Consider the following 22,115-nt stretch of genomic DNA (forward strand, 5'->3'; position numbering starts at 1 on the left):
CACCAATGAGAACGGATGACGTCTTGAAATAATTAGTCGGCAGGCTGGATCGCCAACGGGGCCGGGGTGTGGCGGCGTGTCGCAGTTCTCACATCGCACCGATTTGGATCATTAGTTCTCTTTCTCAATTGACAATCATTATCATTCAACATAATTTGTCGCTCGATGTGTAGGACGGCCCGTCCCCGAAGGCGTCCCACTAACCTATTTGGCAGCAAGGTGATTTCCATGACGGAACAAGTATCCACAAGCAAGTGCGATTCACCGCTACTTCAGGCATTCGTCGACAATCGACTGATTCTGGTCAAGATTGCAGCCCGCATTACCGGCTGCCGGTCGCGCGCCGAAGATGTGGTGCAGGATGCGTTTTTCCGACTGCAATCGGCGCCACCGATCACGTCGTCGATCAAGGCGCAACTGAGCTATCTGTTCCAGATCGTGCGCAACCTCGCCATCGATCACTACCGTAAACAGGCGCTGGAACAAAAATACTCCGGCCCTGAAGAGGAAGGGCTGAATGTGGTCATCCAGGGTGCTTCGCCGGAAACCTCGCACATCAATTTTTCGACCCTGGAAAACATCGCCGACGCACTGACCGAGCTGCCGAGTCGCACTCGTTATGCGTTCGAGATGTACCGCCTGCACGGCGTGCCGCAAAAGGACATCGCCAAGGAACTCGGCGTTTCGCCGACCCTGGTCAACTTCATGATTCGTGATGCGCTGGTGCACTGCCGCAAGGTCTCGGGCAGTCGTCGGGATGCGGTGATCGCGGGTCGTCGCTAAGATTCAGATTTTGCGTCAAGCCATTCGCGAGCAGGCTCGCTCCCACATGGAATTTGTGAGTGCCACAAAACCCATGTGGGAGCGAGCCTGCTCGCGAAGGCGGCCTCAAGATCACAGAAATCCTGAAGCCAGATCATCACGCCAGTTTGCACCGATCAAAAAACCGCTCACGCCCCAGGATCATCAGCGCCGCACGCTTGTGCGGGAAGTCGAACTCTTTCTCACAGTGAAAGCACTGATTCTGCATATGGCCGATCATCTTCGCATTGTCGGCGCGTGGTTCAGCGACCACCCGCTGCGTGCGCGGATCATCCAGAAACAGGTAATGCACCAGCGCCGATAACCAGCTCGCCACTTTGTGCGGCCCGCGGTGATCCTCCTCGCCGACCAGCATGTGAATGCCACGATCGTAATTGTCGGCATCGTAGAACGGCGCAATACGATCTTCCTTGGCCCAATAAGCCTCGAAATAGGCAAACGGCTGATCATCGAAACAGCCGACCAAGGTCAGCGTGTGCGGGTCGGCATCGAGCTTGTCCAGGTATTCGCGGTGTTTCTCGAGACTGCCCTCTTCCTGCCAGAAACTGGCGACACGCGGGCTGTTCTGCCAGCGGTTGAAACGCGGCAGATCTTCTTCGATTTCTACGGTGCGCAGAGAAATCCACGCACCCAGACGCGCATCGAAACGCCGATAGACTTCACCGCGCGGCTTCACCGGCCGCAGCGGATGACGCTTGCCTTGGCTGAGGATCATCTGCTGCGGATAGCTGCCGGTCAGCGAAGTGCCGAGCCACGGTTGTGGCAATTGCCAGAACAGCGTGCGCTCGCTGCGATATTCGCCAGCCACTTCGGTGCTCACCAACAAGCCACTGAGCAACGCCTCGGTCGGCGGCTGATCCAGTTGCCAGGTCAATTGCTGGCACGCCGGATCCCGCGCGAACAGCCAGTAACAGGCCGCCCACAGCGCCTGCCCGGGCGGCAGCGCAAAGCGCTCATCAAGCTGGATCGGTCCCTTGGCCTCCCGGTCAAGGCGCAGGCGAATCAGTGGTTGCCCGTCCAGGCTCAGGCTCAGACGGCTTTCGGTAGCATCAGCGATCAGTTGACTGCCCGATGGCAAGGCCAGGGCAGTGAGGTCATTCAGATTGGACATGGGTCGGGCTCACGATAATCGTCGACAGTTCAACGATGTGACGTGAGCCGAGAGGGGAAATTTAGCCCTCAAGGGAAATCAGGCATCAATGAAGGGGCACCGGCACAACCGCAATCTTGTACGGATCGAAAATCTTCAGCATTTCGCCATTGTCGCGTAACCCCTTAAGCAGCTTGCCAAACGCAGCACCGGTAATCGGCGCCGTCGGGCGAAGAATGGCGTAATGGTGATAGACCTGATCGATACGCTGCGACACCAGCAATTCGTCGCGCACTTTCTCGTTACGCAGCAGGTAATCGAACAGATAGGAACGCGTCACCAGGGCGATATCCGCCCGCGAACGCAGGACCATCAGCAGATTGCTGTCGTGGGAATAGGTCAGCGTAGCGTTGTAATTCTGCGCAAGAAATTTGGGGTCAGCGTTGAAGTTGGCGAACTCGTAGTGATAACCGCTGAACAGCGCCAGGCGCTTGCCGGTGAGGTCGGCAAAATAGTTCTGCTGACGACCGTCTTCGCGTTGCGCGACGAAAATCTCCGCGTCCTCAAGACCCATGTCGACGTCCGTGTGCGGGATATCCTTCCAGCCCCATTCCGGATTCTCGAAAATCGCCATGTCGATACGGCCCTGCTTGAAGTCACCGAAACGCCGGGGGATCGAGGTCGGCACAAGGACGAACTGATAGTCGCTTTGCAGGCGATTGAGGGCCTCGACCAGTTGCGGCAAGAGGCCGGTGTCGGCACCGTTTTCCGGGCGAATGGTGTAAGGCGGAAAATGCGCCGCGCCGACCCGAACCAATTGCGCTGCCTGAGCGGGCAATACCCAGAATGCAGCCAGCGCTGCGAGCATCAACCCCGCGGCCGTCCGAATTGGCAAAGACTTCAAAACACCCCACTCCCCGAAAAAATACCGATCAATGCATTCAAGCTAGGCGGTTTCGCCCAGTTAGCCAGTTTCCCGGCTGGATAGAAAGTGCTTCAACGTTCTTCGAGGACCAGAATCAATGCCTCGTCGGCCAGTTGATCAAGGCTCAGACTGCCGCCGGCACGGAACCATGTGGTCGTCCATGACAGTGCCCCAGTGAGGAAACGTCGGGTAATAAATACATCGCCACGGATAAATCCGGCGTCCTTGGCCTCACCCAGCACCTGCAGCCAGATGTCTTCGTAAACATCGCGCAGCGCCAGTACTTTGGCCTGCCCCTCTTCGGACAGCGAGCGCCACTCATAAACCAACACCGCCATGGCTTCACCGCTGCCGCCCATGATCGACTGCAGTTCGCAGCGAATCAGCGCCAGCACGCGCTCGCGCACATCTGCAGCGTCGGCCAGCGCCGCGCGCATCAGGGCCGTGTTGTAGCGGATGGTTTCTTCCATCACCGCGCGGAGGATTTCATCCTTGCTTTTGAAGTGATGAAAAATGCTCCCGGACTGGATGCCGACGGCGCCGGCCAGATCGCGCACCGTGGTGCGTTCGTAGCCTTTGTTGCGAAACAGGTGAGCCGCCACTTGCAGCAATTTGCCACGGGCGCTGTCGGGGTCGGTCAACTGGCCTTCGTCGACCAAATCGCGCATGACCCTCAGGGCTTTTTGCTCGTCCACCCGTTCTCTCCTACAGTCGATCAGTCTGTTGCCCCCTGAAACCGCAGGGTTGCGCGCAATTTAAGCCGCCAGCGGCAACCAAGCAAGCGCTTGGGAAGAAGATAGTTTCAACTGTTTACAAACCAAGCGCTTGCTTGGTAGCCTCCAGACACTTCTGTCGCAGGTTGCTGAGTCGGAGAAAAAAATGCCCACCACCGTTCGCATCGGATGCGCCAGTGCATTCTGGGGAGATACGTCCACCGCCGCCGCGCAGCTAGTGGGAGGCGGCGAGCTGGACTATCTGGTGTTCGACTACCTCGCCGAGATCACTATGTCGATCATGGCCGCTGCGCGCATGAAAGATCCGCAGGCGGGCTTCGCCAGTGACTTCATCGAAATCCTCACGCCCCTGCTGCCACAGTTGGCCGAGCAGAACATCCGCGTGATCAGCAATGCCGGCGGAGTCAATCCGCAGGCCTGCGCCAATGCCTTGCAAGCAGCTTGCGACAAGGCCGGCATCAAGCTGAAAATCGCCGTACTGCTTGGCGATGACCTGCAACCGCAATTCAAACACCTCAGCGGCATCAGCGAGATGTTCAGCGGCGCTCCACTGCCACCGATGTGCGTGTCGACCAACGCCTACCTCGGCGCACCGGGCATCGTCGAAGCGCTACGTCTGGGCGCCGACATCGTCATCACCGGACGCGTGGTCGACAGCGCTGTGGTCAGCGCCGCACTGGTGCACGAATTCGGCTGGTCGTGGCACGACTACGACAAACTCGCGCAAGCCGCGCTGGCCGGGCACATCATCGAATGCGGCGCGCAATGCACCGGCGGCAATTTCACCGATTGGCGCGAGGTGCCGGACTACGAACACATCGGCTTTCCGATCGTGGAAGTCAGCGCCGACGGCCTATTCATCGTCAGCAAGCCTGAAGGCTCCGGCGGACTGATCACGCCGCTGACCGTTGGCGAACAGATGCTGTATGAAATCGGCGATCCACAAGCCTATCTGCTGCCCGACGTGGTCTGCGATTTCACTCAGGTCAAACTTCAGCAGCAAGGCAAAAACGCGGTGCACGTGCACGGCGCCAAAGGCTTGCCGCCCAGCGACAAGTACAAGGTCAGCGCCACTTACCCGGACGGTTTTCGCTGCACCGCCAGTTGCCTGATCGCCGGCATCGATGCGGTGGACAAGGCACGGCGCGTCAGTCAGGCGATCATCGCCAGAACGGCGGAGATGTTCAGCCAGCGTGGCTGGGCGCCCTACAGCGAAACCGATATCGAACTGCTCGGCAGCGAGGCCACCTACGGCCCCCACGGTCAGCGTCACGACAGCCGTGAGGTGGTAATCAAACTCGCCGTGCGTCACCCGAACAAACAGGCATTGATCCTGTTCTCCCGGGAAATTGCCCAGGCCGCGACCGCCATGGCGCCGGGATTGACCGGCATCGTCGGCGGACGGCCAACGGTGTACCCGCTGATCCGTCTGTTCTCATTCCTGATTGATAAAAGTGCCTGCACCCTGCAAATCGACATGGCCGGTAAAAGCCATCCTTGCGCCCTGCCCTCACTGGTTGCACTCGACAGTGACGATTTGCCGATTGCCCACCAACCAGACAAACCTCAAGGCCGCGCCGATGCCAGCGTGGCGCTGGTGAAACTGGCCGTGGCGCGCTCTGGAGACAAAGGCAATCACAGCAACATCGGCGTCCTGCCGCGCCAACCCGAATACCTGCCGTGGATCGCCGAAGCGCTGACCCCGGCCGTCATTGTCGACTGGATGAGCCACGTGCTCGACCCGATCCACGGCCGGGTCGAGCGCTGGTATCTGCCTGGCACCCACAGCCTGAATTTTCTCCTGGAAAACGCGCTCGGCGGTGGCGGCGTGGCCAGTCTGCGCATCGACCCGCAAGGCAAAGCCTTCGCCCAGCAACTGTTGGAAATCCAGATTCCGGTGCCGCAAAGCATCGCCGAACAGCTCGACTAGAGGAGGGTTTGCATGGCTTACGCGTCGATATTCAACGCCGATCTGTTCAGCGGCCAGACCATCATCGTCACCGGCGGCGGCAGCGGCATCGGCCGTTGCACCGCGCATGAACTGGCAGCGCTCGGCGCCAATGTACTGCTGGTCGGGCGCAAGCCGGAAAAACTGCAAAAAGTCGCCGGCGAAATCGCCGAGGACGGCGGCCGCGCGCACTGGAAGGCCTGCGATATCCGCGATGAAGAAGCGGTGAAACAACTGGTCAAGGAACTGATCGCCGATCATGGGCCGATCCATGGTCTGGTCAACAATGCCGGCGGCCAGTACCCGTCGCCCTTGGCTTCGATCAATCAGAAAGGTTTCGAAACCGTGTTGCGCACCAATCTGGTCGGCGGTTTTCTGATGGCGCGTGAAGTGTTCAACCAATCGATGAGCAAACACGGCGGCAGCATCGTCAACATGCTCGCCGACATGTGGGGCGGCATGCCCGGCATGGGCCACTCCGGCGCGGCGCGTTCGGGCATGGACAATTTCACCAAGACTGCCGCGTTTGAATGGGGTTATGCCGGGGTGCGGGTCAACGCGGTGGCGCCGGGCTGGATCGCCTCCAGTGGTATGGACACCTATGAAGGTGCGTTCAAAGCGGTGATTCCAACCTTGCGCGAGCATGTACCGCTCAAACGCATCGGCACCGAGTCGGAAGTCAGCGCAGCGATTGTGTTTCTACTCAGCCCGGCGGCGGCGTTCATCAGCGGCAGCACCTTGAAAATCGACGGTGCGGCCAGCCTTGGCAGCCGTGCATGGCCGCTGCACAAGGCGAATCACAGCGAGTCGTTCAACGGCTTTCACCGGGCCTACCTCCCCGATGTCCTCAAGGACAAGGAGTAAGTCATGTCGCAGATCCAGTCCCAACTCGATCCGCGCAGTGAGGCCTTTGCCCGTAATCGTGCGGCAATGCTCACGGCCATCGAGCAAGTGCAGCAGCTCGAACAGAACCTGTTGAACAGAGCCGCAGAAGCCAAGGCGAAATTCGACAAGCGCGGGCAATTGTTGCCCCGCGAGCGTCTGAATCTGTTACTCGATCCCGGTGCCCCCTTCCTCGAACTGGCCAGCCTCGCCGGCTACAAACTGCACGACGACAAGGACGGCAGCTCGGCCGGGGGCGGACTGATCGCCGGCATCGGTTATGTCTGCGGCATCCGCGCGATGGTCGTGGCGAATAACAGCGCGATCAAGGGCGGCACCATCTCGCCGAGCGGCCTGAAAAAATCCCTGCGCCTGCAACAGATCGCTCAGGAAAACAAGCTCCCGGTGATCACCCTCGCCGAAAGCGGCGGCGCCAACCTCAACTACGCCGCCGAGATTTTCGTCGAAGGCGCGCGCAGTTTTGCCAACCAGGCGCGAATGTCCGCCATGGGCTTGCCGCAGATCACCGTGGTGCACGGTTCAGCAACGGCTGGCGGCGCTTATCAGCCGGGGCTGTCGGATTACGTGGTGGTCGTGCGCGGCAAGGCCAAGCTGTTTCTCGCCGGGCCGCCGCTGCTCAAAGCCGCCACCGGCGAAGTCGCCACCGATGAAGAACTCGGTGGCGCCGAGATGCATGCGCAGGTCGCCGGGACCGCCGAATACCTCGCGGAGAACGATGCCGATGGCGTGCGTCAGGTGCGTGACATCCTGCGCATGCTGCCGTGGAATGAACAACTGCCATGGTTGCCGGAGCCGCAGTACAAAGAACCGCTCTACCCCATCGATGAATTGCTCGGACTGATTCCGGATGATCCGAAAAAGCCCTATGACGTGCGCGAAATCATCGCGCGCATTGCCGACGAATCGAACTTCGTCGAGTTCAAAGGCGAGTTTGATCAGCAAACCATCTGCGGCCAATTGAAGATTCAGGGCCGCGCCTGCGGCTTTATCGGCAACAACGGCCCGATCACACCCAACGGTGCAAGCAAGGCTGCACAGTTCATCCAGTTGTGCGATCAGAGCCAGACGCCATTGCTGTTCTTCCACAACACCACCGGCTTCATGGTCGGTACCGAATCGGAACAGCAAGGCGTGATCAAACACGGCTCGAAGCTGATTCAAGCGGTGGCCAATGCGCGCGTGCCTAAACTGACGATGGTCGTCGGCGGTTCCTACGGCGCCGGCAACTACGCGATGTGCGGGCGCGGTCTCGATCCGCGTTTCATCTTCGCCTGGCCGAACAGCCGCACGGCGGTGATGGGCGGCGCACAAGCCGGGAAAGTCTTGCGCATCGTCACCGAAGCCAAACAGCTCAAGGACGGTCTGACGCCAGACCCGAAGATGCTCGACATGCTCGAACAGGTCACCGCGCAGAAACTCGACAGCCAGTCCACCGCGCTCTACGGCAGCGCCAACCTGTGGGATGACGGGCTGATCGATCCGCGCGACACGCGCACCCTGCTCGGCTATTTGCTCGATATCTGCCACGAAGCCGACATTCGCACGTTGCAACCCAACAGCTTCGGCGTCAGCCGGTTCTGACCGCCACGGATTCTACGGAGAACAAGAACAATGATCTTCACCCCGGAACACGAAGCCTTGCGCCGTACCGTCCGCCAGTTCGTCGAGCACGAGATCAATCCGCACGTCGATGAATGGGAAAAGGCTGGCCGCTTTCCCATCCACGAGATTTTCCGCAAGGCCGGCGACCTCGGTTTGCTGGGTATTTCCAAACCGGAAAAATTCGGCGGCATGGGCCTCGACTACAGCTATTCGATTGTCGCCGCCGAAGAGTTCGGCACCATTCATTGCGGCGGCATTCCGATGTCGATCGGCGTGCAGACGGATATGTGCACCCCGGCGCTCGCCCGCTTCGGCTCCGATGAACTGCGGGAAGAGTTCCTGCGTCCGGCGATCACCGGCGAACAGGTCGGTTGCATCGGCGTCTCCGAAGTTGGCGCCGGATCTGATGTGGCCGGGCTGAAAACCACCGCGCGCAAGGACGGCGACGACTATGTGATCAACGGCAGCAAGATGTGGATTACCAACTCGCCGAGCGCTGACTTCATCTGCCTGCTGGCCAACACTTCGGACGACAAACCGCACATCAACAAGTCGCTGATCATGGTGCCGATGAACACACCGGGGATCAGTCTCAGTTCCCATCTGGACAAGCTCGGCATGCGCAGTTCGGAAACCGCTCAGGTGTTTTTCGACAATGTGCGCGTGCCACAGCGCAACCGCATCGGTCATGAAGGCGCCGGGTTCATGATGCAGATGCTGCAGTTTCAGGAAGAACGTCTGTTCGGCGCAGCGAACATGATCAAAGGCCTGGAATACTGCGTCGACAGCACCATCGAATATTGCAAAGAGCGCAAGACCTTCGGCAATGCGCTGATCGACAACCAGGTGATCCACTTTCGCCTCGCCGAATTGCAGACCGAAATCGAATGCCTGCGCGCGCTGGTCTATCAGGCCACCGAGCAGTACGTGAAAGGCCAGGACGTCACGCGCCTGGCGTCGATGGCCAAGCTCAAGGCCGGACGCCTCGGCCGCGAAGTCAGCGACAGTTGCCTGCAATATTGGGGCGGCATGGGCTTCATGTGGGACAACCCGGTGGCCCGCGCCTATCGCGATGTGCGGCTGGTGTCGATTGGCGGCGGCGCCGACGAAATCATGCTGGGGATCATCTGCAAACTGATGGGCATCCTGCCCGGGAAAAAGAAATGAGCAGCCTGCCGGATTGCCAGACGCTGCTGCAGGAGCTGCATGGCGGTGTGCTGCACATCACCCTCAATCGGCCGGACAGCCGTAATGCGATGAGCCTGCAGATGGTGGCTGAATTGCGCTCGATGCTGGCGGCTGTGCGGGATGACCGTGCTGTCCGGGCCTTGGTACTCAGCGGTGCTGGCGGGCATTTCTGTGCCGGTGGCGATATCAAGGACATGGCCAGTGCACGCGCTCAGGGCTCTGATGCTTATCGTGATCTGAATCGTGCTTTCGGCGCCTTGCTGGAAGAGGCGCAACACACGCCGCAAGTATTGATCACGGTGCTGCAAGGCGCGGTACTCGGCGGTGGTTTCGGTCTGGCGTGTGTCAGCGATATCGCGATTGCCGATCATCAGGCGCAATTTGGTCTGCCGGAAACCAGCCTCGGCTTGCTGCCGGCGCAGATCGCACCGTTTGTCGTGCAGCGCATCGGCCTGACCGAAACCCGTCGGTTGGCGCTGACGGCAGCGCGTTTTGACGGGCATCAGGCACGGCGTCTGGGGCTGGTGCACTTTGTCGAACAGGATCCGCAGGCGCTGGCCGAGCGGCTGGATGAGGTACTGCAACATGTGTTGTGTTGCGCGCCGGAGGCGAATGCGATGACCAAGAAATTGCTGTTGGCGAGTGCCGGGCAGCCTTCGAGTGAATTGCTTGATGAGGCGGCGCAGTGGTTTAGCGAAGCGGTGACTGGCGACGAAGGTGTGGAGGGAACCATGGCATTCATGCAGAAACGCAAACCTCGATGGGCCAGCTAAAAGCTTCGCGAGCAGGCTCGCTCCCACAGGTTTTGTGAACGACGCAAACCCCTTGTGGGAGCGAGCCTGCTCGCGAAGAGGCCAGCCAATCCACCGCCAAATATTCAGGAAGATCACCATGCCCGCCATCCACAAAATCCTGATCGCCAACCGCGGTGAAATCGCCTGCCGCATCCAGCGTACCGCCCAGGCTTTGGGCTATCGCACCGTCGCCGTCTTCAGCGACGCCGACGCCGATGCCCTGCACGTGAAAATGGCCGATCAAGCCGTACACATCGGCCCCGCGCCCGTGCAGCAGTCCTACCTGAACATCTCGGCCATAGTGGACGCCGCCCGCCGCAGCGGCGCCGACGCAATCCACCCAGGCTACGGGTTTCTCTCGGAAAACGCCGAATTCGCTCGCGCCTGCGAGCAAGCCGGGCTGATCTTCATCGGCCCCAGCGTCGCAGCCATCGAGCTGATGGGCAGCAAACGCCAGTCAAAAATCGCCATGCTCGAAGCCGGCGTGCCGTGCATCGCCGGTTATCAGGGTGCAGAACAAGACGACGCAACGTTGCTGCGCGAGGCTGAACGCATCGGTTATCCACTGATGATCAAAGCCAGCGCCGGCGGCGGTGGACGCGGCATGCGTCTGGTGCTCGACGCCGCTGATCTGCCGGCGCAACTGCGCACCGCACGCTCCGAAGCTTTGAACGGTTTCGGCAGCGACGAATTGATTCTCGAACAAGCATTGCTCGAACCACGGCACGTCGAAGTACAACTGTTCGGCGATCAACACGGCAACCTGATCTACCTGGGCGAACGCGACTGTTCGATCCAGCGTCGCCACCAGAAAGTCATCGAAGAGGCACCTTGCCCGGTGATGACCGCCGAACTGCGCCAGGCCATGGGTGAAGCGGCGCTCAAGGCTGGCCGCTCGGTGAATTACGTCGGTGCCGGCACGGTGGAGTTCTTGCTCGATGCGCGCGGACAGTTCTACTTTCTGGAGATGAACACGCGTTTGCAAGTGGAACACCCGGTGACTGAATTGATCACCGGGCTGGATCTGGTGGCGTGGCAAATATTGGTTGCCGAAGGTCAGCCATTGCCGCTGACTCAGGATCAGGTCCAGCTCAACGGGCATGCAATCGAAGTGCGACTCTATGCCGAAGATCCAGCACAGGATTTTCTGCCGCAAACCGGCCGCATAGAAGCCTGGGCGCCAGCGCTTCGACACGGCGCGCGAATCGATCATGGCTTGCTGGAAGGGCAATCGATCAGCCCGTTTTACGACCCGATTCTCGGCAAAATGATCGCTTTCGGCGCCACTCGCGAAGAGGCCCGGCGCAAACTGTTGCGCGCAGTACAGGACACGGTTTTATTGGGCATGCAAAGCAATCAGCGCCTGCTCGTCAGCCTGTTGCAACATCCGCAATTCATCAGCGGTGAATTCAGTACCGCCTTCATTGCGCAGCATTTCAGCGATCATCCGAGCCTGCACCGTTACTCGCCGAGTGTCGAAGACCTGGCGATCGCCGCAGTGCTGTTCTATCAAACCAGCGCCCTCAGCCATCACGCGCCGCTTTCCGGCTGGCGCAACAACGCCAGTGTGCCGCTGCATTATCGTCTTGGCCGCGACGAACAGAACTGGACACTGCAACTGCTCGCCGAGCCGCAAGGTGCGTTCAAGGTGCAGGTCGGCGAACGCACGCTGGCATTGAAACTCATCGACCACGACGCACATTCAGTGACGCTGGAAGTCGACGGTCTGCGCCAGCGCCAGGCCTTTCGCCAGAATGGCCAGCAGCTCTGGCTGTTCACCCTCCCCGGAAGCCTGCGCCTGGAGGATCGAACTCACGCCGTGATCGACAGTCAGACCAGCGTCAGCTCCGGCACCCTGAAAGCGCCGATGGACGGTGCCATCGTCGACGTACTGGTCAGCGAAGGCAGCCCGGTCAGCAAAGGTCAGTTGCTGGTGGTGCTGGAGGCAATGAAAATGGAGCACCCGCTCAAGGCCGGCATCGACGGCGTGCTCAAGCGGGTGCAGGTCAAGGTCGGCGATCAGGTAAAAAATCGTCAGGTTCTGTTGCAGGTCGAGTAGTCGCCCACACGCGAATGCGGGTTTTGACTACGCTCTGAGTTATCAGAACGCGGAAATCAGGAACCCTGCGATGCCCCACTGGCTGGTCATAGATCTGGAAGCCACCACCGATGAGGGTGGCTGGCCGGTCACCGAAATGGAAATTATCGAGATCGGCGCCACTTTGGTCGATCGCGCCGGGCGCGAGCAGGATCACTTCCAGCGCTTCGTCAAACCGACGCGGCGGCCATTGCTGACACCTTTTTGTCGTGAGCTCACGCACATCACTCAGGCCAATATCGACACGGCGCAGCCGTTGACCGAAGTCTGGCCGGCGTTCGAACGCTGGCTCGCGCAGCATCAATCACGTCTCGAAGGCTGGGCCAGTTGGGGTGATTACGACCGCAAGCAGTTGTTGCAGGAGTGGCAGCGTCTGCAAATCGACAGTGGCTTGAGCAAAGTGCCGCACATGAACCTCAAACAACGCTTCGCCAAGGCTCGGCGCCTCGAACGGCCGCTGGGCCTTAACGGCGCACTGCAATTGGCCGGCATGCAGTTCAGCGGTCAACAGCATCGAGCGCTGGAGGATGCACGCAACACCGCGCGATTGTTGCCACTGGTATTGCCACTCTAGGGTCAATTCGAGAACTCACTGGACAGACGCCGGGCAGGTGACGGCGTTGAACGCCTTGTGCATACTGGCCGCCTCCATTTTTCAGCCCTTTGCGAGGAATCGCCCATGTTTAAAGTCAACGAGTACTTCGACGGCACCGTCAAGTCGATCGCCTTTGGCACCGCTGAAGGTCCGGCGACCATCGGCGTCATGGCGCCGGGCGAATACGAATTCGGCACTGCTCAGCGTGAAATCATGCACGTCGTGTCTGGTGCACTGACCGTCAAACTGCCCGACAGCAGCGACTGGGAAACCTTCGCCGCTGGCAGCCAGTTCAACGTTCCGGCCAACAGCAAGTTCCAGCTGAAAGTGGCGGTCGACACCGCTTACCTGTGCGAATACCGCGGCTAACCCCAAGGCTCGCAGCGAAAAAAGAAGTACTGCACCCATAAAAATGCCCGTGTCCAAAGACACGGGCATTTTCGTTTCAGTGGCGGATTACTCGAGAATCTCCACCGGCATGCCGACTTCGAGTCGACCATTGCTGTCATTTACCAGGTTCTGGCCGAACATCGCGCCATCGGCTTCGGCGCGATATTTCTGCAGGGTTGCCAGCGGTTCACGATCGGCACTGCGCTCGCCGGTTTGCGGGTCGATGGTGGTGAGAATGCAGCGCGAGCATGGCTTGACCACGCGAAACTCGACGTCGCCAATGCGAATCCGCTTCCAGCCGTCCTCGGCGAATGCCTCGCTGCCCTCGATCACCAGGTTCGGCCGAAAACGCAACATTTCCAGCGGGCGTCCAACCTTTTGCGAGAGATCCTGTAAAGAGGCTTCGCCGATCAACAGCAGAGGAAATCCGTCGGCGAACGCGACCTGATCATCTTCGTAGCCATAGCCAGCTTGCGTGGTGCGAGCGCGATCCAGCGGCACCTGCACCAGACGGGTCGGTTTTCCAATGAAATCGCTGACCCACCGGGCAGCCTCATCACCGGCATCCGGCACGCGCAAGGTGTCACGCCAGATCGTCACGCCCCGCAGTTCAGCGTCGTTGCCCGGCAAGGCGATGTCGATGGAAGACTGCTGCGGCGCACTGAGGGTCAGACCGCCCTGCACATTCCACAGGGCTGACAACTGGCTCATCTTCGCTTCGGCGCGCTGGGTCAGGAAGCGGCCGCTGGCTTCGTCCACGAGCATCCAGCGTCGGTCGCCATCAAGGCCCAGCTTGTCGAGGTCGACGTGTTGCAGCACATCGACTTTGCCGGATTTCAACGGGTAACGATAAAGCGCGCTCAGACGCAGCATGGCCAGCTCCCTGGAGGATAAAAACGCCACCCTATACGAGCTTGATCAGGAATCAAAGAGCAATAACTGTAGGAGTGAGCCTGCTCGCGATAGCGGTGTGTCAGGTAATGATTCGGGGCTGACACACCGCTATCGCGAGCAGGCTCACTCCTACAGTGGGTGTGTGATCAGGCTGGAACTTCGTCGAGCATCAGACGCTGGCGAACCACGTCGACCAGTTTGTCCGGCTGGAACTTGGAGAGGAAGTTGTCGCAACCGACCTTCTTCACCATCGAATCGTTGAAGCTGCCGGACAACGAGGTATGCAGCACCACGTACAGGCCACGCAGACGCGGGTCGTTGCGAATTTCGGTAGTCAGACGATAGCCGTCCATTTCCGGCATTTCCGCATCGGTGAAAATCATCAGCAGCTTGTCGGTCATGTTGACGCCGGTATCGGCCCAGGCCTTGAGCATGTTCAACGCCTTCAGGCCATCGCTGGCAATGTGCATTTTTACCCCGAGCTGGCCGAGGGTGTCGCGCAATTGCGAAAGTGCCACGTTGGAGTCGTCCACCAACAGCACTTCACGGCCACGGGCGCGCTCGAGCACCGGATCATCGAGTTTTTCACGCGAGACCTTGGCGTTGTACGGGACGATTTCGGCGAGGACTTTCTCGACGTCGATGATTTCCACCAGTTGATCGTCGACCTTGCTGATCGCGGTCAGATAATGCTGGCGCCCGGCGCTGGTCGGCGGCGGCAGAATGGCTTCCCAGTTCATGTTGACGATGCGGTCTACACCGCCGACGAGGAAAGCCTGCACCGAGCGGTTGTACTCGGTGACGATGATCGTGCTGTTCGGCCCCGGCACCAATGGACGCATGCCGATCGCTTGCGACAGATCGATCACCGGCAAGGTCTGACCGCGCAGATTGACCACCCCGCAGACAAACGGGTGACGCTGCGGCATCAAGGTCAGCTTCGGCAGTTGCAGCACTTCCTGAACCTTGAACACGTTGATCGCGAACAACTGACGCCCGGCCAGTCGAAACATGAGAATTTCCAGGCGATTCTCACCCACCAGTTGCGTGCGTTGGTCTACCGTGTCGAGAATGCCGGCCATCAATGACTCCTGGGCTTGTTCTGATGAATTTCACTATGTGAGGTTATCGGCGGCAAATGGCGGTTCTTGATTGCCATGCCAGACCCGCGCAAAAATGCCATGATCGGGCATTGATGTCACATTAACATCATGGTTTACTGGCGCAGTGATTTTCATCTGCTACATTCTCTGCGGCGCGACCTCGGTTTGCACGGTAGGTTCCCGTGTCTAAGGGATTCCCCTAGTAACAATCAGGCCCAACCTGATATTCGCAATATCCAATAGCCATTAATGTGACGCCATTCTCATTGCATGAACGGAGTCAGGCTATTGTGTGCGATCGCAGTTCAGTGGAAACACCCCCTCTGGAACCCCTCAGCCTGTGCACCTGCACGTCTGGGCGCGATCTCCCGACGATTCATGATCGTCGCCACACACGGCATTCCCTCATCAGACATGACGTGGTGGAGATAAGCATGCCAATGGACCGCAAAGAGTGGGTACAACGCTTCCCCGAATTCCTTGTCGAGGCCGAACAACTCCTGGCCAAGTCCGAAGAATGCCTCAGCCATCTGCAACTGATCAGCAATGACAAGGACGCCATCGAGTGCATACTCAGTACCCTCCTCAAACTCGCACGCCGCGCTGAAGCCTTGGCGCTGGAGGCGATTTCCGAGTTTTCCCTGCACATTTACAGCCTGCTCAATCTGAACCAGGATCATGTCGACCTGCACGAACAAGCGCTGCAAGCGTTGCAGGACTGCTTCACGCTGATGGCCTGGCAGTTGGAACTGGTCGATCAGCAGACAGGGCAACTGAGCCTTGATGAAAGCGAACAGACATCGCTGATCGAAGCATTCGCCTTCCAGGTCGGACAAAGCCAGTTGCAGCCACCATTGACGGGCAAACGTTTGCCTCAACTGCCCTACTCGGGCCAAGCCTGAACTGCCCCTAGTACTCCGCGCAGGCACATTGAACTCAAACGTTGATGTCGTAATTGGATAGTTCATACCTGTCAGCGACAAACCGAATTAAATAATCAGCTTTGACAGACACGAATGTTTTCTGCCGGCCTCAGGGTTTGCCTGTGTGTAAACAAGCACACTTTCAGGCAACACCAACATCTCCCGCACACAATAAATCGGCTTTTCCATTATGGAACTTGCGTCCAATATCGCCTATTTCCTGACTCAATGGACATATATAGCAAACGCGACCAACGGTATCTTAAGTGGTATTATGCCGGGCACTAACTGCTTTCAAATTAATGGCACAGTGACTTCAGAGAGCGCTATTCGCTGAAGTAGGCGATCAATACGTTCACTGAACCGCGTTGAAATCAATAACATAATTCACAGCATTTTCAGACAGAGACCCGCCAGCCTCCGGCCGGTCTGCCCGCAGCGAACATCCATTGGCTCCATCCGTTATGTACGCCAGCCTCAAGTCAATCACTACATGGCCACCCTCCCGGGAAAATGCACGCCGGTTCACACTCATACTGTGTATCGCGGCAACGCTTGGCAGCCTGCTGACCTACAGTCTTTCGACTCCACTTTGCCTTGGATTGCTATTGCTCGACATTGCGGCTACCGCGTGTGTCTGGGTGCAATATCGCCTGTCGCGCAAATCGATCAAGTTTCAGCCGCAGGAGCTCGCCGACCGTCTGCTGGAAGTCCAGGAAAACGAACGCCATCGCCTCAGCCGTGAACTGCACGACGATATCGGCCAGTTGCTGACGGCCGCCAAACTGCAGAGCGAGTGGCTCAAACGACGCATGCCGGCTGACTTGCAGGAACAATGCACGGCGTTGTGCGACACCCTGGAAGAAACCCTTAACAAAGTGCGCGACGTTTCGGCCATTCTCAATCCACGTCAATTGACCAGCCTGGGACTTGAAGCCAGTCTGCGTGCGCATCTGCTCAAGACCTTGACCAACAGCAACGTGCACTGGAGCCTTGATTGCCAGCAGCGCCTTAACGGTATTCCAGAAGAAATGGCCGTGGCCGCTTTTCGCATCACCCAGGAGGCTGTTACCAATATCCTGCGTCACGCACAGGCGAAAAACCTGGTGATACGCGTGCAACGTCTGCCAAAAGGCCTGACCTTGCTGATCAGCGATGACGGCCTGGGATTCGCCCCGGCTGTCAATCCGGGTCGTGAAGGACAACGAGGCATGGCCGGGATGGCCGAACGAATCGAACAACTGGGTGGCACCCTGAACGTCATCAGCGAACCGGGCAAAGGCACTCAAATCGAAGCACTCTTCCCCTGGGCGCCTCGCGCACTCGAGCGGGCCAGTACGAATAAGGTTATGCGTTGACTTGCAACTTACTTCTGGTGGATGACCACTCGCTGATCAGGGCCGGCGTGCGCGCTCTGGTGCTGGATATTCCCGGTTACGCGGTGATTGGCGAGGCCAATGACGGTTCGCAACTGCTCGAAATGGTCGAGCAATTGAGTCCCGACATCGTCTTGCTGGATATCTCCATGAAAGAAACCGGTGGCCTGGAAGCCTTGCAACGGCTCAAGCGGGTGCGCCCGCAGAGCAAGGTGCTGATCCTGTCGATGCATACCGATCCAGCGTTGATCATGCAGGCCCTGGAGTCCGGCGCCCATGGTTACCTGCTCAAGGACACGACGGCCACCGAACTCGAACATGCGCTGGAAGCCTTGCGCAACAACGAGCGCTATTTGAGCCCGGCCATCGCCCATACCGTGATCAATCAGGCCCTGACGCGCAACCAGAAGCAGCAGCCGGAAATCGCCGACTCGCACAATCTGACCGCCCGCCAACTGGAAATCCTGCGCTTGATCGTGCGCGGGAAATCCACCCGGGAAATCGCCAATGGCCTGGGGCTGAGCATCAAGACAGTCGAGACCCACCGCTCTCAGATCATGAAGCGCCTGCAAATCTACGACGTTGCAGGCCTGGTGCTGTTCGCCGTGCGCGAACAGATCATCAGCCTGGACGACTGACCGATCCGGCGCTGCCCAACAATGGAGAATGCTCCGGTAAATGCACACGCAACGCCGCCGGACGCACTTCAAATCGCATGCTGTCGCCTTCCAGCGGTTCGCCATCAAGATTGATGCAGAGCCCCTCGGCGACCTTGATTTCGACCCATGGCAAGCGGGTTCGTACAAACATGTTGTCGATCCCGAAACCATCACTGAGCAGCGTCTTCAACGTGCCAACCAGCTCCTGCGGTGCCGGCAGGATGCTGATATCCAGCAAACCGTCATCGGCCAGCGCCTCTGGACACAAAACGTGCCCGCCGCCGGCCTGACGGCCATTGCCGATGCCCAGCGCCAGCAACTCGCCACGCCAGTGAAAGTCCGGCCCCTGAAGTTCGCCGTAAGCGGCATGCAGCTCGCTGAACCGTGACAAACCGGTGAACAGATAAGCGGCACCACCCAGCACCTTTTTCAGGTCCTCGGAAGTATTGGCCGTGACCTGGCTACCGAAACCGCCAGTGGCCATGTTGAGGAAAATCTGCCCGCCCACTTCACCCAGATCGATATTGCGCGGCGGTACATCAAGCAGCTCGAGTGCCTCGGCGGGCTCCAGTGGCACACCGGCTGCGCGAGAAAAATCGTTGGCGGTGCCCAAAGGTAAAAGCACCAGGCTGGCTTTACCCGGATGCGCCGCGAGCGCTTCGGCAATGTCGCGCAACGTCCCATCTCCACCGCCGGCAATGATCTTTGTGTAGCCGTCCGCCAATGCCTGTTCGACCCAACGCTGAGCATCCCCTGCCTCCCAGGTCAGGCGTACGGCCAGTTCCCAGCCCTGTTTACGCTTGTCCTCGACGGCGGTTCGAACCGCCTCGTTGAGAGCCTGCTTGCCATGCAGAATCAACAGCGCTCGGCGTTCAGTCATTACGTCACTCCACAAATCGAATCGGTTGAAACATCTTGACCGCTGCCGCACACAAAAAAGCCGTGGAAATCACAATTAATTCAGCCTTCCGGCCCGGACGTCCTACACAGCGGTATTTTTTCTTACAAAACATGCGGAATCGGCTTAATTGACCCGGTCCGAGCATTGAGTCACCGTGTTCTGGCGGTATCAATCTTCAATCCAATACACAAGGACGTGCATGTAATGAGCGGATACACCCCCAGTGCTCTTGTCAGTTCGGGAGCTGGAACAGGTAGCAAGCGAACATTCGAAACAACCGGTGGATGCTTCCATGCCAAGTCATGAAGCAAGAATGCCAGTGAGCCCGGTCGGCCCTCTCGTCGAAAGTCGCGCGAATCACAAGTCCGAATTCAAAAACAGCGCCAGAGCTACTGGAGAAGTTGATATGGAACCTCGTGTAACCGAGCTGGAAACCCATCTCAAATATCTACGACGGGACATGGACGAAGTCCGCAGTGATGTCAGAACGATCAAACACCGGCTTGCCTACTCGGCAGGCGCGACAGCAGTAGTTCTGGGACTGCTGGGTTGGGTGGCGAACAGCCGATTCGACCAGCTTGTGACATTGATCAGCAACTGACGAATGAGTCATTGCAGGCGCCGCCAGAGTCAACCGACGCCTGCATTTGCGAGACTGCGATCAGTCCAGCAGGTCACTCAGCGGAATGAAGGCAACTTCGTCTCCCTCGCTCAATGTGCGACCTTCCAGCACTTCGACCAATCCATCTGCCCACGCAGCGCTACGCAATACGCCTGAGCTCTGGTTGCGGTAAACAGTCGCCCGTCCTTGCTCCAGACGACCACGCAGATATTCGCGCCGATTGCCTGCCACCGGCCAGACAAAACCAGCCGGGACAGTGAACTTCAGCGGCTCGACGTCCCGCACACCCTGACGGCGTAACAGGTAAGGCCGAGTGAGCAGCGCGAAGGTCACCAATGTTGACGCCGGATTCCCGGGCAAACCAATGACCGGCACGCCGCGGAAATGCCCAAACGTCAACGGCTTTCCGGGCTTGATCGCCAGTTTCCAGAGGGCCAGCTCACCCTCTTCGCGCAAGGCAATACCCAGAAAATCCGCCTCACCCACCGAGACGCCACCCGTGGAAAGAATCAGATCAACATCCTGCAACTCACCCAGACGGGCACGGGTAGTGGCCAGATCATCCGGGAGAATGCCGGCGTCGACTACCTCACAGCCCAGACGTTGCAACCAACTGCACAGCAACACCCGATTGCTGTTGTATATCTGACCCGGCCCCAGTGCCTGGCCTGGTTCGACCAACTCATCGCCGGTGGAAATCACCGCGACTCTCACCTTGCGCACCACCTTCAGTCCGGCGCAGCCCAACGATGCAGCCAATCCCTGCTCAATCGGACCCAATCGAGTGCCGGCAGGCAGAATCAGCTCCCCGACGGTAGTTTCCTGGCCTTGCGGGCGGATGTTCTGCCCGGCTTTCATCGGTTCCAGGAAACGCACCATTGCGTCGGCTTGAACCTCAGCGTTTTCCTGCATTTCTACACAGTCAGCACCCGCCGGCACCGGAGCCCCGGTGAAAATCCGCGCACAAGTGCCGGGCTTCAGCGGTTCGGGGGATTGCCCGGCAAACACTTTCTGACTGACCGGCATCGGTTGGCCATTCCAGTCGGCCAGATTCAACGCATAACCGTCCATGGCGCTGTTAGGCCAGGGTGGCAGATCCAGCGCCGAAATCAGGTCCTCGCTCAGCACCCGCCCCTGAACCTGTGCCAGCGGCAAATACTCATGCTCGACAATTGCCGACGTTTCAGCCATTTCGAGCAGACGCGCCAGCGCCACCTCGACCGGCATCAGCGCCCCCGTTTTGCCCGGCTTACCCACGGGATTCACAAGGTGCCGCCTGCTTCAAATGGGTGACAAAATTGCACGGGCGGTGCCGAGCGTCCAGTTGCTCACCAAGGATGCCGTCCCAGCCAGTGCGTACGGCATTGGTCGAACCCGGCAAACAGCAAACCAGCGTGCCATTGGCCAGGCCGGCCAATGCACGGGACTGCACCGTCGAAGTGCCGATATCGGCTACCGAAATCTGCCGGAACAACTCACCAAACCCGTCGACCTGTTTGTCGAGCAGACAGGCGACCGCTTCGGGTGTGCTATCACGGCCAGTGAATCCGGTGCCGCCAGTGATCAGCACTACCTGCACGACATCGTCGGCAATCCAGTTGGCGACTTGCGCGCGAATTTTGTAGAGGTCATCTTTGAGCAAGACCCGCTCTGCCAGATGGTGGCCCGCCGCCGTCAAGCGGTCGACAAAGACCTGACCTGAGGTGTCGGTTTCCAGAGTTCGGGTGTCACTGACTGTCAGCACCGCAATATTGAGCGGCACGAAAGGTACATCAGCCTTGGCTTTCATAGGCTCGTCCAGTTGTAGGAGAAACAGCCCGGTGTTATATCACAGCGCCTCATTTCTTCGCCGCCCCTCTGGAGAGCTGCCATGCCCCTGAATACGCAATTGCCACCCTGCTCCATTCTGCTCCTGGCAGGCGGACGCGGCCAACGCATGGGCGGTCAGGACAAAGGCTTGGTGGAGTGGCTGGGTGAGCCGTTGATTGCACATTTGCAGCGCAAGGTTCGTGCAATGACTGACGACCTGATCATTTCGTGCAACCGCAATCGCGAGCGTTACGCGCCATTCGCCGATCAATTGGTCATCGATGACGAGGGCGATTTCCCAGGGCCATTGGCCGGCATTCGCGCCGGCCTGAAAGCGGCGCGCCACACGCACCTGTTGGTCTTGCCCTGTGATGTCCCGAGAATTGACGCAGCACTGCTGCAAAGCATGCGTGAGACCGCCAATCTGAATCCTGAAAAACCTTTAATGTTGCGCCATGACGAGCACTGGGAACCGTTGCTGTGTGTAATTCCGGTGGCTCTTTTATCGGCCTTCGAAGACGCCTGGAACGCCGGTGAACGCAGCCCCGGCCGGGTCATGCGCGGTCTCGGTGCCACTGCCCTGCAATGCCCGGACAACGACCCGCGACTGGCCAACCTCAACACCCCCGAACTGTTAAATTCCCACAACACTGTGTCAGACTGACACTATTCAAGGAACTCTCACGCCTTGTATACGTCTCAAGCTCAGTAACCAAAAGAATTTCCATTCGGAGACACA

At 59.0% G+C, this 22,115-nt stretch carries 22 protein-coding genes; 14 read left to right on the forward strand and 8 right to left on the reverse strand.

Annotated features, from left to right (window positions below; genetic code table 11):
• Window positions 1-228: 228 nt before the first annotated feature.
• The gene (locus tag PspS49_RS20525; protein WP_141127401.1) at window positions 229-783 is read left to right on the forward strand and encodes an RNA polymerase factor sigma-70; all 555 of its coding nucleotides are present in this window, start codon (window positions 229-231) and stop codon (window positions 781-783) included.
• A gap of 136 nt (window positions 784-919) precedes the next feature.
• On the opposite strand, the gene PspS49_RS20530 is transcribed toward PspS49_RS20525, so the two are convergent.
• The 3 genes from PspS49_RS20530 to PspS49_RS20540 form a co-directional block, all read right to left on the reverse strand.
• A complete protein-coding gene (locus PspS49_RS20530; protein WP_160041279.1) occupies window positions 920-1,933 on the reverse strand; it encodes a GNAT family N-acetyltransferase in 1,014 nt (337 codons plus the stop codon).
• A gap of 85 nt (window positions 1,934-2,018) precedes the next feature.
• On the reverse strand, window positions 2,019-2,816 hold the full coding sequence (locus PspS49_RS20535; protein ID WP_127929206.1) for a transporter substrate-binding domain-containing protein: 798 nt from the start codon (window positions 2,814-2,816) through the stop codon (window positions 2,019-2,021).
• A gap of 92 nt (window positions 2,817-2,908) precedes the next feature.
• Window positions 2,909-3,532, reverse strand: a complete 624-nt coding sequence (locus PspS49_RS20540; RefSeq protein ID WP_122597091.1) for a TetR/AcrR family transcriptional regulator — start codon at window positions 3,530-3,532, stop codon at window positions 2,909-2,911.
• A 184-nt stretch (window positions 3,533-3,716) separates the two neighbouring features.
• On the opposite strand from PspS49_RS20540, the gene PspS49_RS20545 reads away from it, so the two are divergent.
• The 8 genes from PspS49_RS20545 (at window position 3,717) to PspS49_RS20580 (ending at window position 13,068) form a co-directional block, all read left to right on the forward strand.
• Window positions 3,717-5,501, forward strand: coding sequence for an acyclic terpene utilization AtuA family protein (locus tag PspS49_RS20545; protein ID WP_160041281.1), 1,785 nt, complete (start codon window positions 3,717-3,719; stop codon window positions 5,499-5,501).
• A 12-nt stretch (window positions 5,502-5,513) separates the two neighbouring features.
• Entirely contained in the window at window positions 5,514-6,383 is an 870-nt protein-coding gene (locus PspS49_RS20550; protein ID WP_160041283.1) for an SDR family oxidoreductase, read from the forward strand.
• Between the two features lie 3 nt (window positions 6,384-6,386).
• Window positions 6,387-8,003 (forward strand): acyl-CoA carboxylase subunit beta, encoded by a 1,617-nt coding sequence (locus PspS49_RS20555; RefSeq protein WP_127929209.1) that lies wholly within the window; start codon window positions 6,387-6,389, stop codon window positions 8,001-8,003.
• A 30-nt stretch (window positions 8,004-8,033) separates the two neighbouring features.
• Complete coding sequence (gene atuD, locus PspS49_RS20560; RefSeq protein ID WP_007908685.1) at window positions 8,034-9,191, forward strand: citronellyl-CoA dehydrogenase; 1,158 nt, start codon at window positions 8,034-8,036, stop codon at window positions 9,189-9,191.
• The gene (locus tag PspS49_RS20565; protein WP_160041285.1) at window positions 9,188-9,985 is read left to right on the forward strand and encodes an enoyl-CoA hydratase-related protein; all 798 of its coding nucleotides are present in this window, start codon (window positions 9,188-9,190) and stop codon (window positions 9,983-9,985) included. The genes atuD and PspS49_RS20565 overlap by 4 nt, the downstream gene beginning before the upstream one ends.
• Window positions 9,986-10,103: 118 nt before the next feature.
• Window positions 10,104-12,065: an acetyl/propionyl/methylcrotonyl-CoA carboxylase subunit alpha gene (locus tag PspS49_RS20570; RefSeq protein WP_160041287.1), complete on the forward strand. Its 1,962-nt coding sequence runs from the start codon at window positions 10,104-10,106 to the stop codon at window positions 12,063-12,065.
• Window positions 12,066-12,135: 70 nt separating this feature from the next.
• On the forward strand, window positions 12,136-12,678 hold the full coding sequence (locus PspS49_RS20575) for an exonuclease domain-containing protein (RefSeq protein ID WP_127929212.1): 543 nt from the start codon (window positions 12,136-12,138) through the stop codon (window positions 12,676-12,678).
• A gap of 105 nt (window positions 12,679-12,783) precedes the next feature.
• The gene (locus PspS49_RS20580; RefSeq protein ID WP_003226701.1) at window positions 12,784-13,068 is read left to right on the forward strand and encodes a pyrimidine/purine nucleoside phosphorylase; all 285 of its coding nucleotides are present in this window, start codon (window positions 12,784-12,786) and stop codon (window positions 13,066-13,068) included.
• Between the two features lie 87 nt (window positions 13,069-13,155).
• Here PspS49_RS20580 and PspS49_RS20585 read toward each other — a convergent pair whose 3' ends face one another.
• Window positions 13,156-13,962, reverse strand: a complete 807-nt coding sequence (locus tag PspS49_RS20585) for an MOSC domain-containing protein (RefSeq protein ID WP_127929213.1) — start codon at window positions 13,960-13,962, stop codon at window positions 13,156-13,158.
• A gap of 167 nt (window positions 13,963-14,129) precedes the next feature.
• The gene (locus PspS49_RS20590) at window positions 14,130-15,065 is read right to left on the reverse strand and encodes a chemotaxis protein CheV (RefSeq protein ID WP_064391361.1); all 936 of its coding nucleotides are present in this window, start codon (window positions 15,063-15,065) and stop codon (window positions 14,130-14,132) included.
• Window positions 15,066-15,520: 455 nt separating this feature from the next.
• On the opposite strand from PspS49_RS20590, the gene PspS49_RS20595 reads away from it, so the two are divergent.
• From PspS49_RS20595 to PspS49_RS20605, 3 genes are all read left to right on the forward strand, one after another.
• Window positions 15,521-15,988 (forward strand): hypothetical protein, encoded by a 468-nt coding sequence (locus PspS49_RS20595; RefSeq protein ID WP_127929214.1) that lies wholly within the window; start codon window positions 15,521-15,523, stop codon window positions 15,986-15,988.
• 485 nt (window positions 15,989-16,473) lie between these two features.
• Window positions 16,474-17,367, forward strand: coding sequence for a sensor histidine kinase (locus tag PspS49_RS20600; RefSeq protein ID WP_127930432.1), 894 nt, complete (start codon window positions 16,474-16,476; stop codon window positions 17,365-17,367).
• Entirely contained in the window at window positions 17,364-18,023 is a 660-nt protein-coding gene (locus tag PspS49_RS20605; RefSeq protein WP_034155212.1) for a response regulator transcription factor, read from the forward strand. Before PspS49_RS20600 ends, PspS49_RS20605 begins: the two co-directional genes overlap by 4 nt.
• On the opposite strand, the gene yegS is transcribed toward PspS49_RS20605, so the two are convergent.
• Entirely contained in the window at window positions 18,007-18,924 is a 918-nt protein-coding gene (gene yegS, locus PspS49_RS20610; RefSeq protein ID WP_160041289.1) for a lipid kinase YegS, read from the reverse strand. The two genes, PspS49_RS20605 and yegS, sit on opposite strands and share 17 nt — an antisense overlap.
• Before the next feature lie 313 nt (window positions 18,925-19,237).
• On the opposite strand from yegS, the gene PspS49_RS29715 reads away from it, so the two are divergent.
• Window positions 19,238-19,546 (forward strand): hypothetical protein, encoded by a 309-nt coding sequence (locus tag PspS49_RS29715; protein ID WP_174245074.1) that lies wholly within the window; start codon window positions 19,238-19,240, stop codon window positions 19,544-19,546.
• Between the two features lie 60 nt (window positions 19,547-19,606).
• Here the strand turns inward: PspS49_RS29715 and glp are convergent, their stop codons facing one another.
• The gene (glp, locus tag PspS49_RS20620; protein WP_150750723.1) at window positions 19,607-20,833 is read right to left on the reverse strand and encodes a gephyrin-like molybdotransferase Glp; all 1,227 of its coding nucleotides are present in this window, start codon (window positions 20,831-20,833) and stop codon (window positions 19,607-19,609) included.
• On the reverse strand, window positions 20,817-21,356 hold the full coding sequence (moaB, locus tag PspS49_RS20625; RefSeq protein ID WP_064120226.1) for a molybdenum cofactor biosynthesis protein B: 540 nt from the start codon (window positions 21,354-21,356) through the stop codon (window positions 20,817-20,819). The genes glp and moaB overlap by 17 nt, the downstream gene beginning before the upstream one ends.
• 81 nt (window positions 21,357-21,437) lie before the next feature.
• Here moaB and mobA point away from each other — a divergent pair, with 81 nt between their 5' ends.
• A complete protein-coding gene (gene mobA, locus PspS49_RS20630) occupies window positions 21,438-22,040 on the forward strand; it encodes a molybdenum cofactor guanylyltransferase MobA (RefSeq protein WP_150776325.1) in 603 nt (200 codons plus the stop codon).
• The last annotated feature ends 75 nt before the right edge of the window (window positions 22,041-22,115 follow it).

Source organism: Pseudomonas sp. S49, from assembly GCF_009866785.1.
GTDB lineage: Bacteria > Pseudomonadota > Gammaproteobacteria > Pseudomonadales > Pseudomonadaceae > Aquipseudomonas.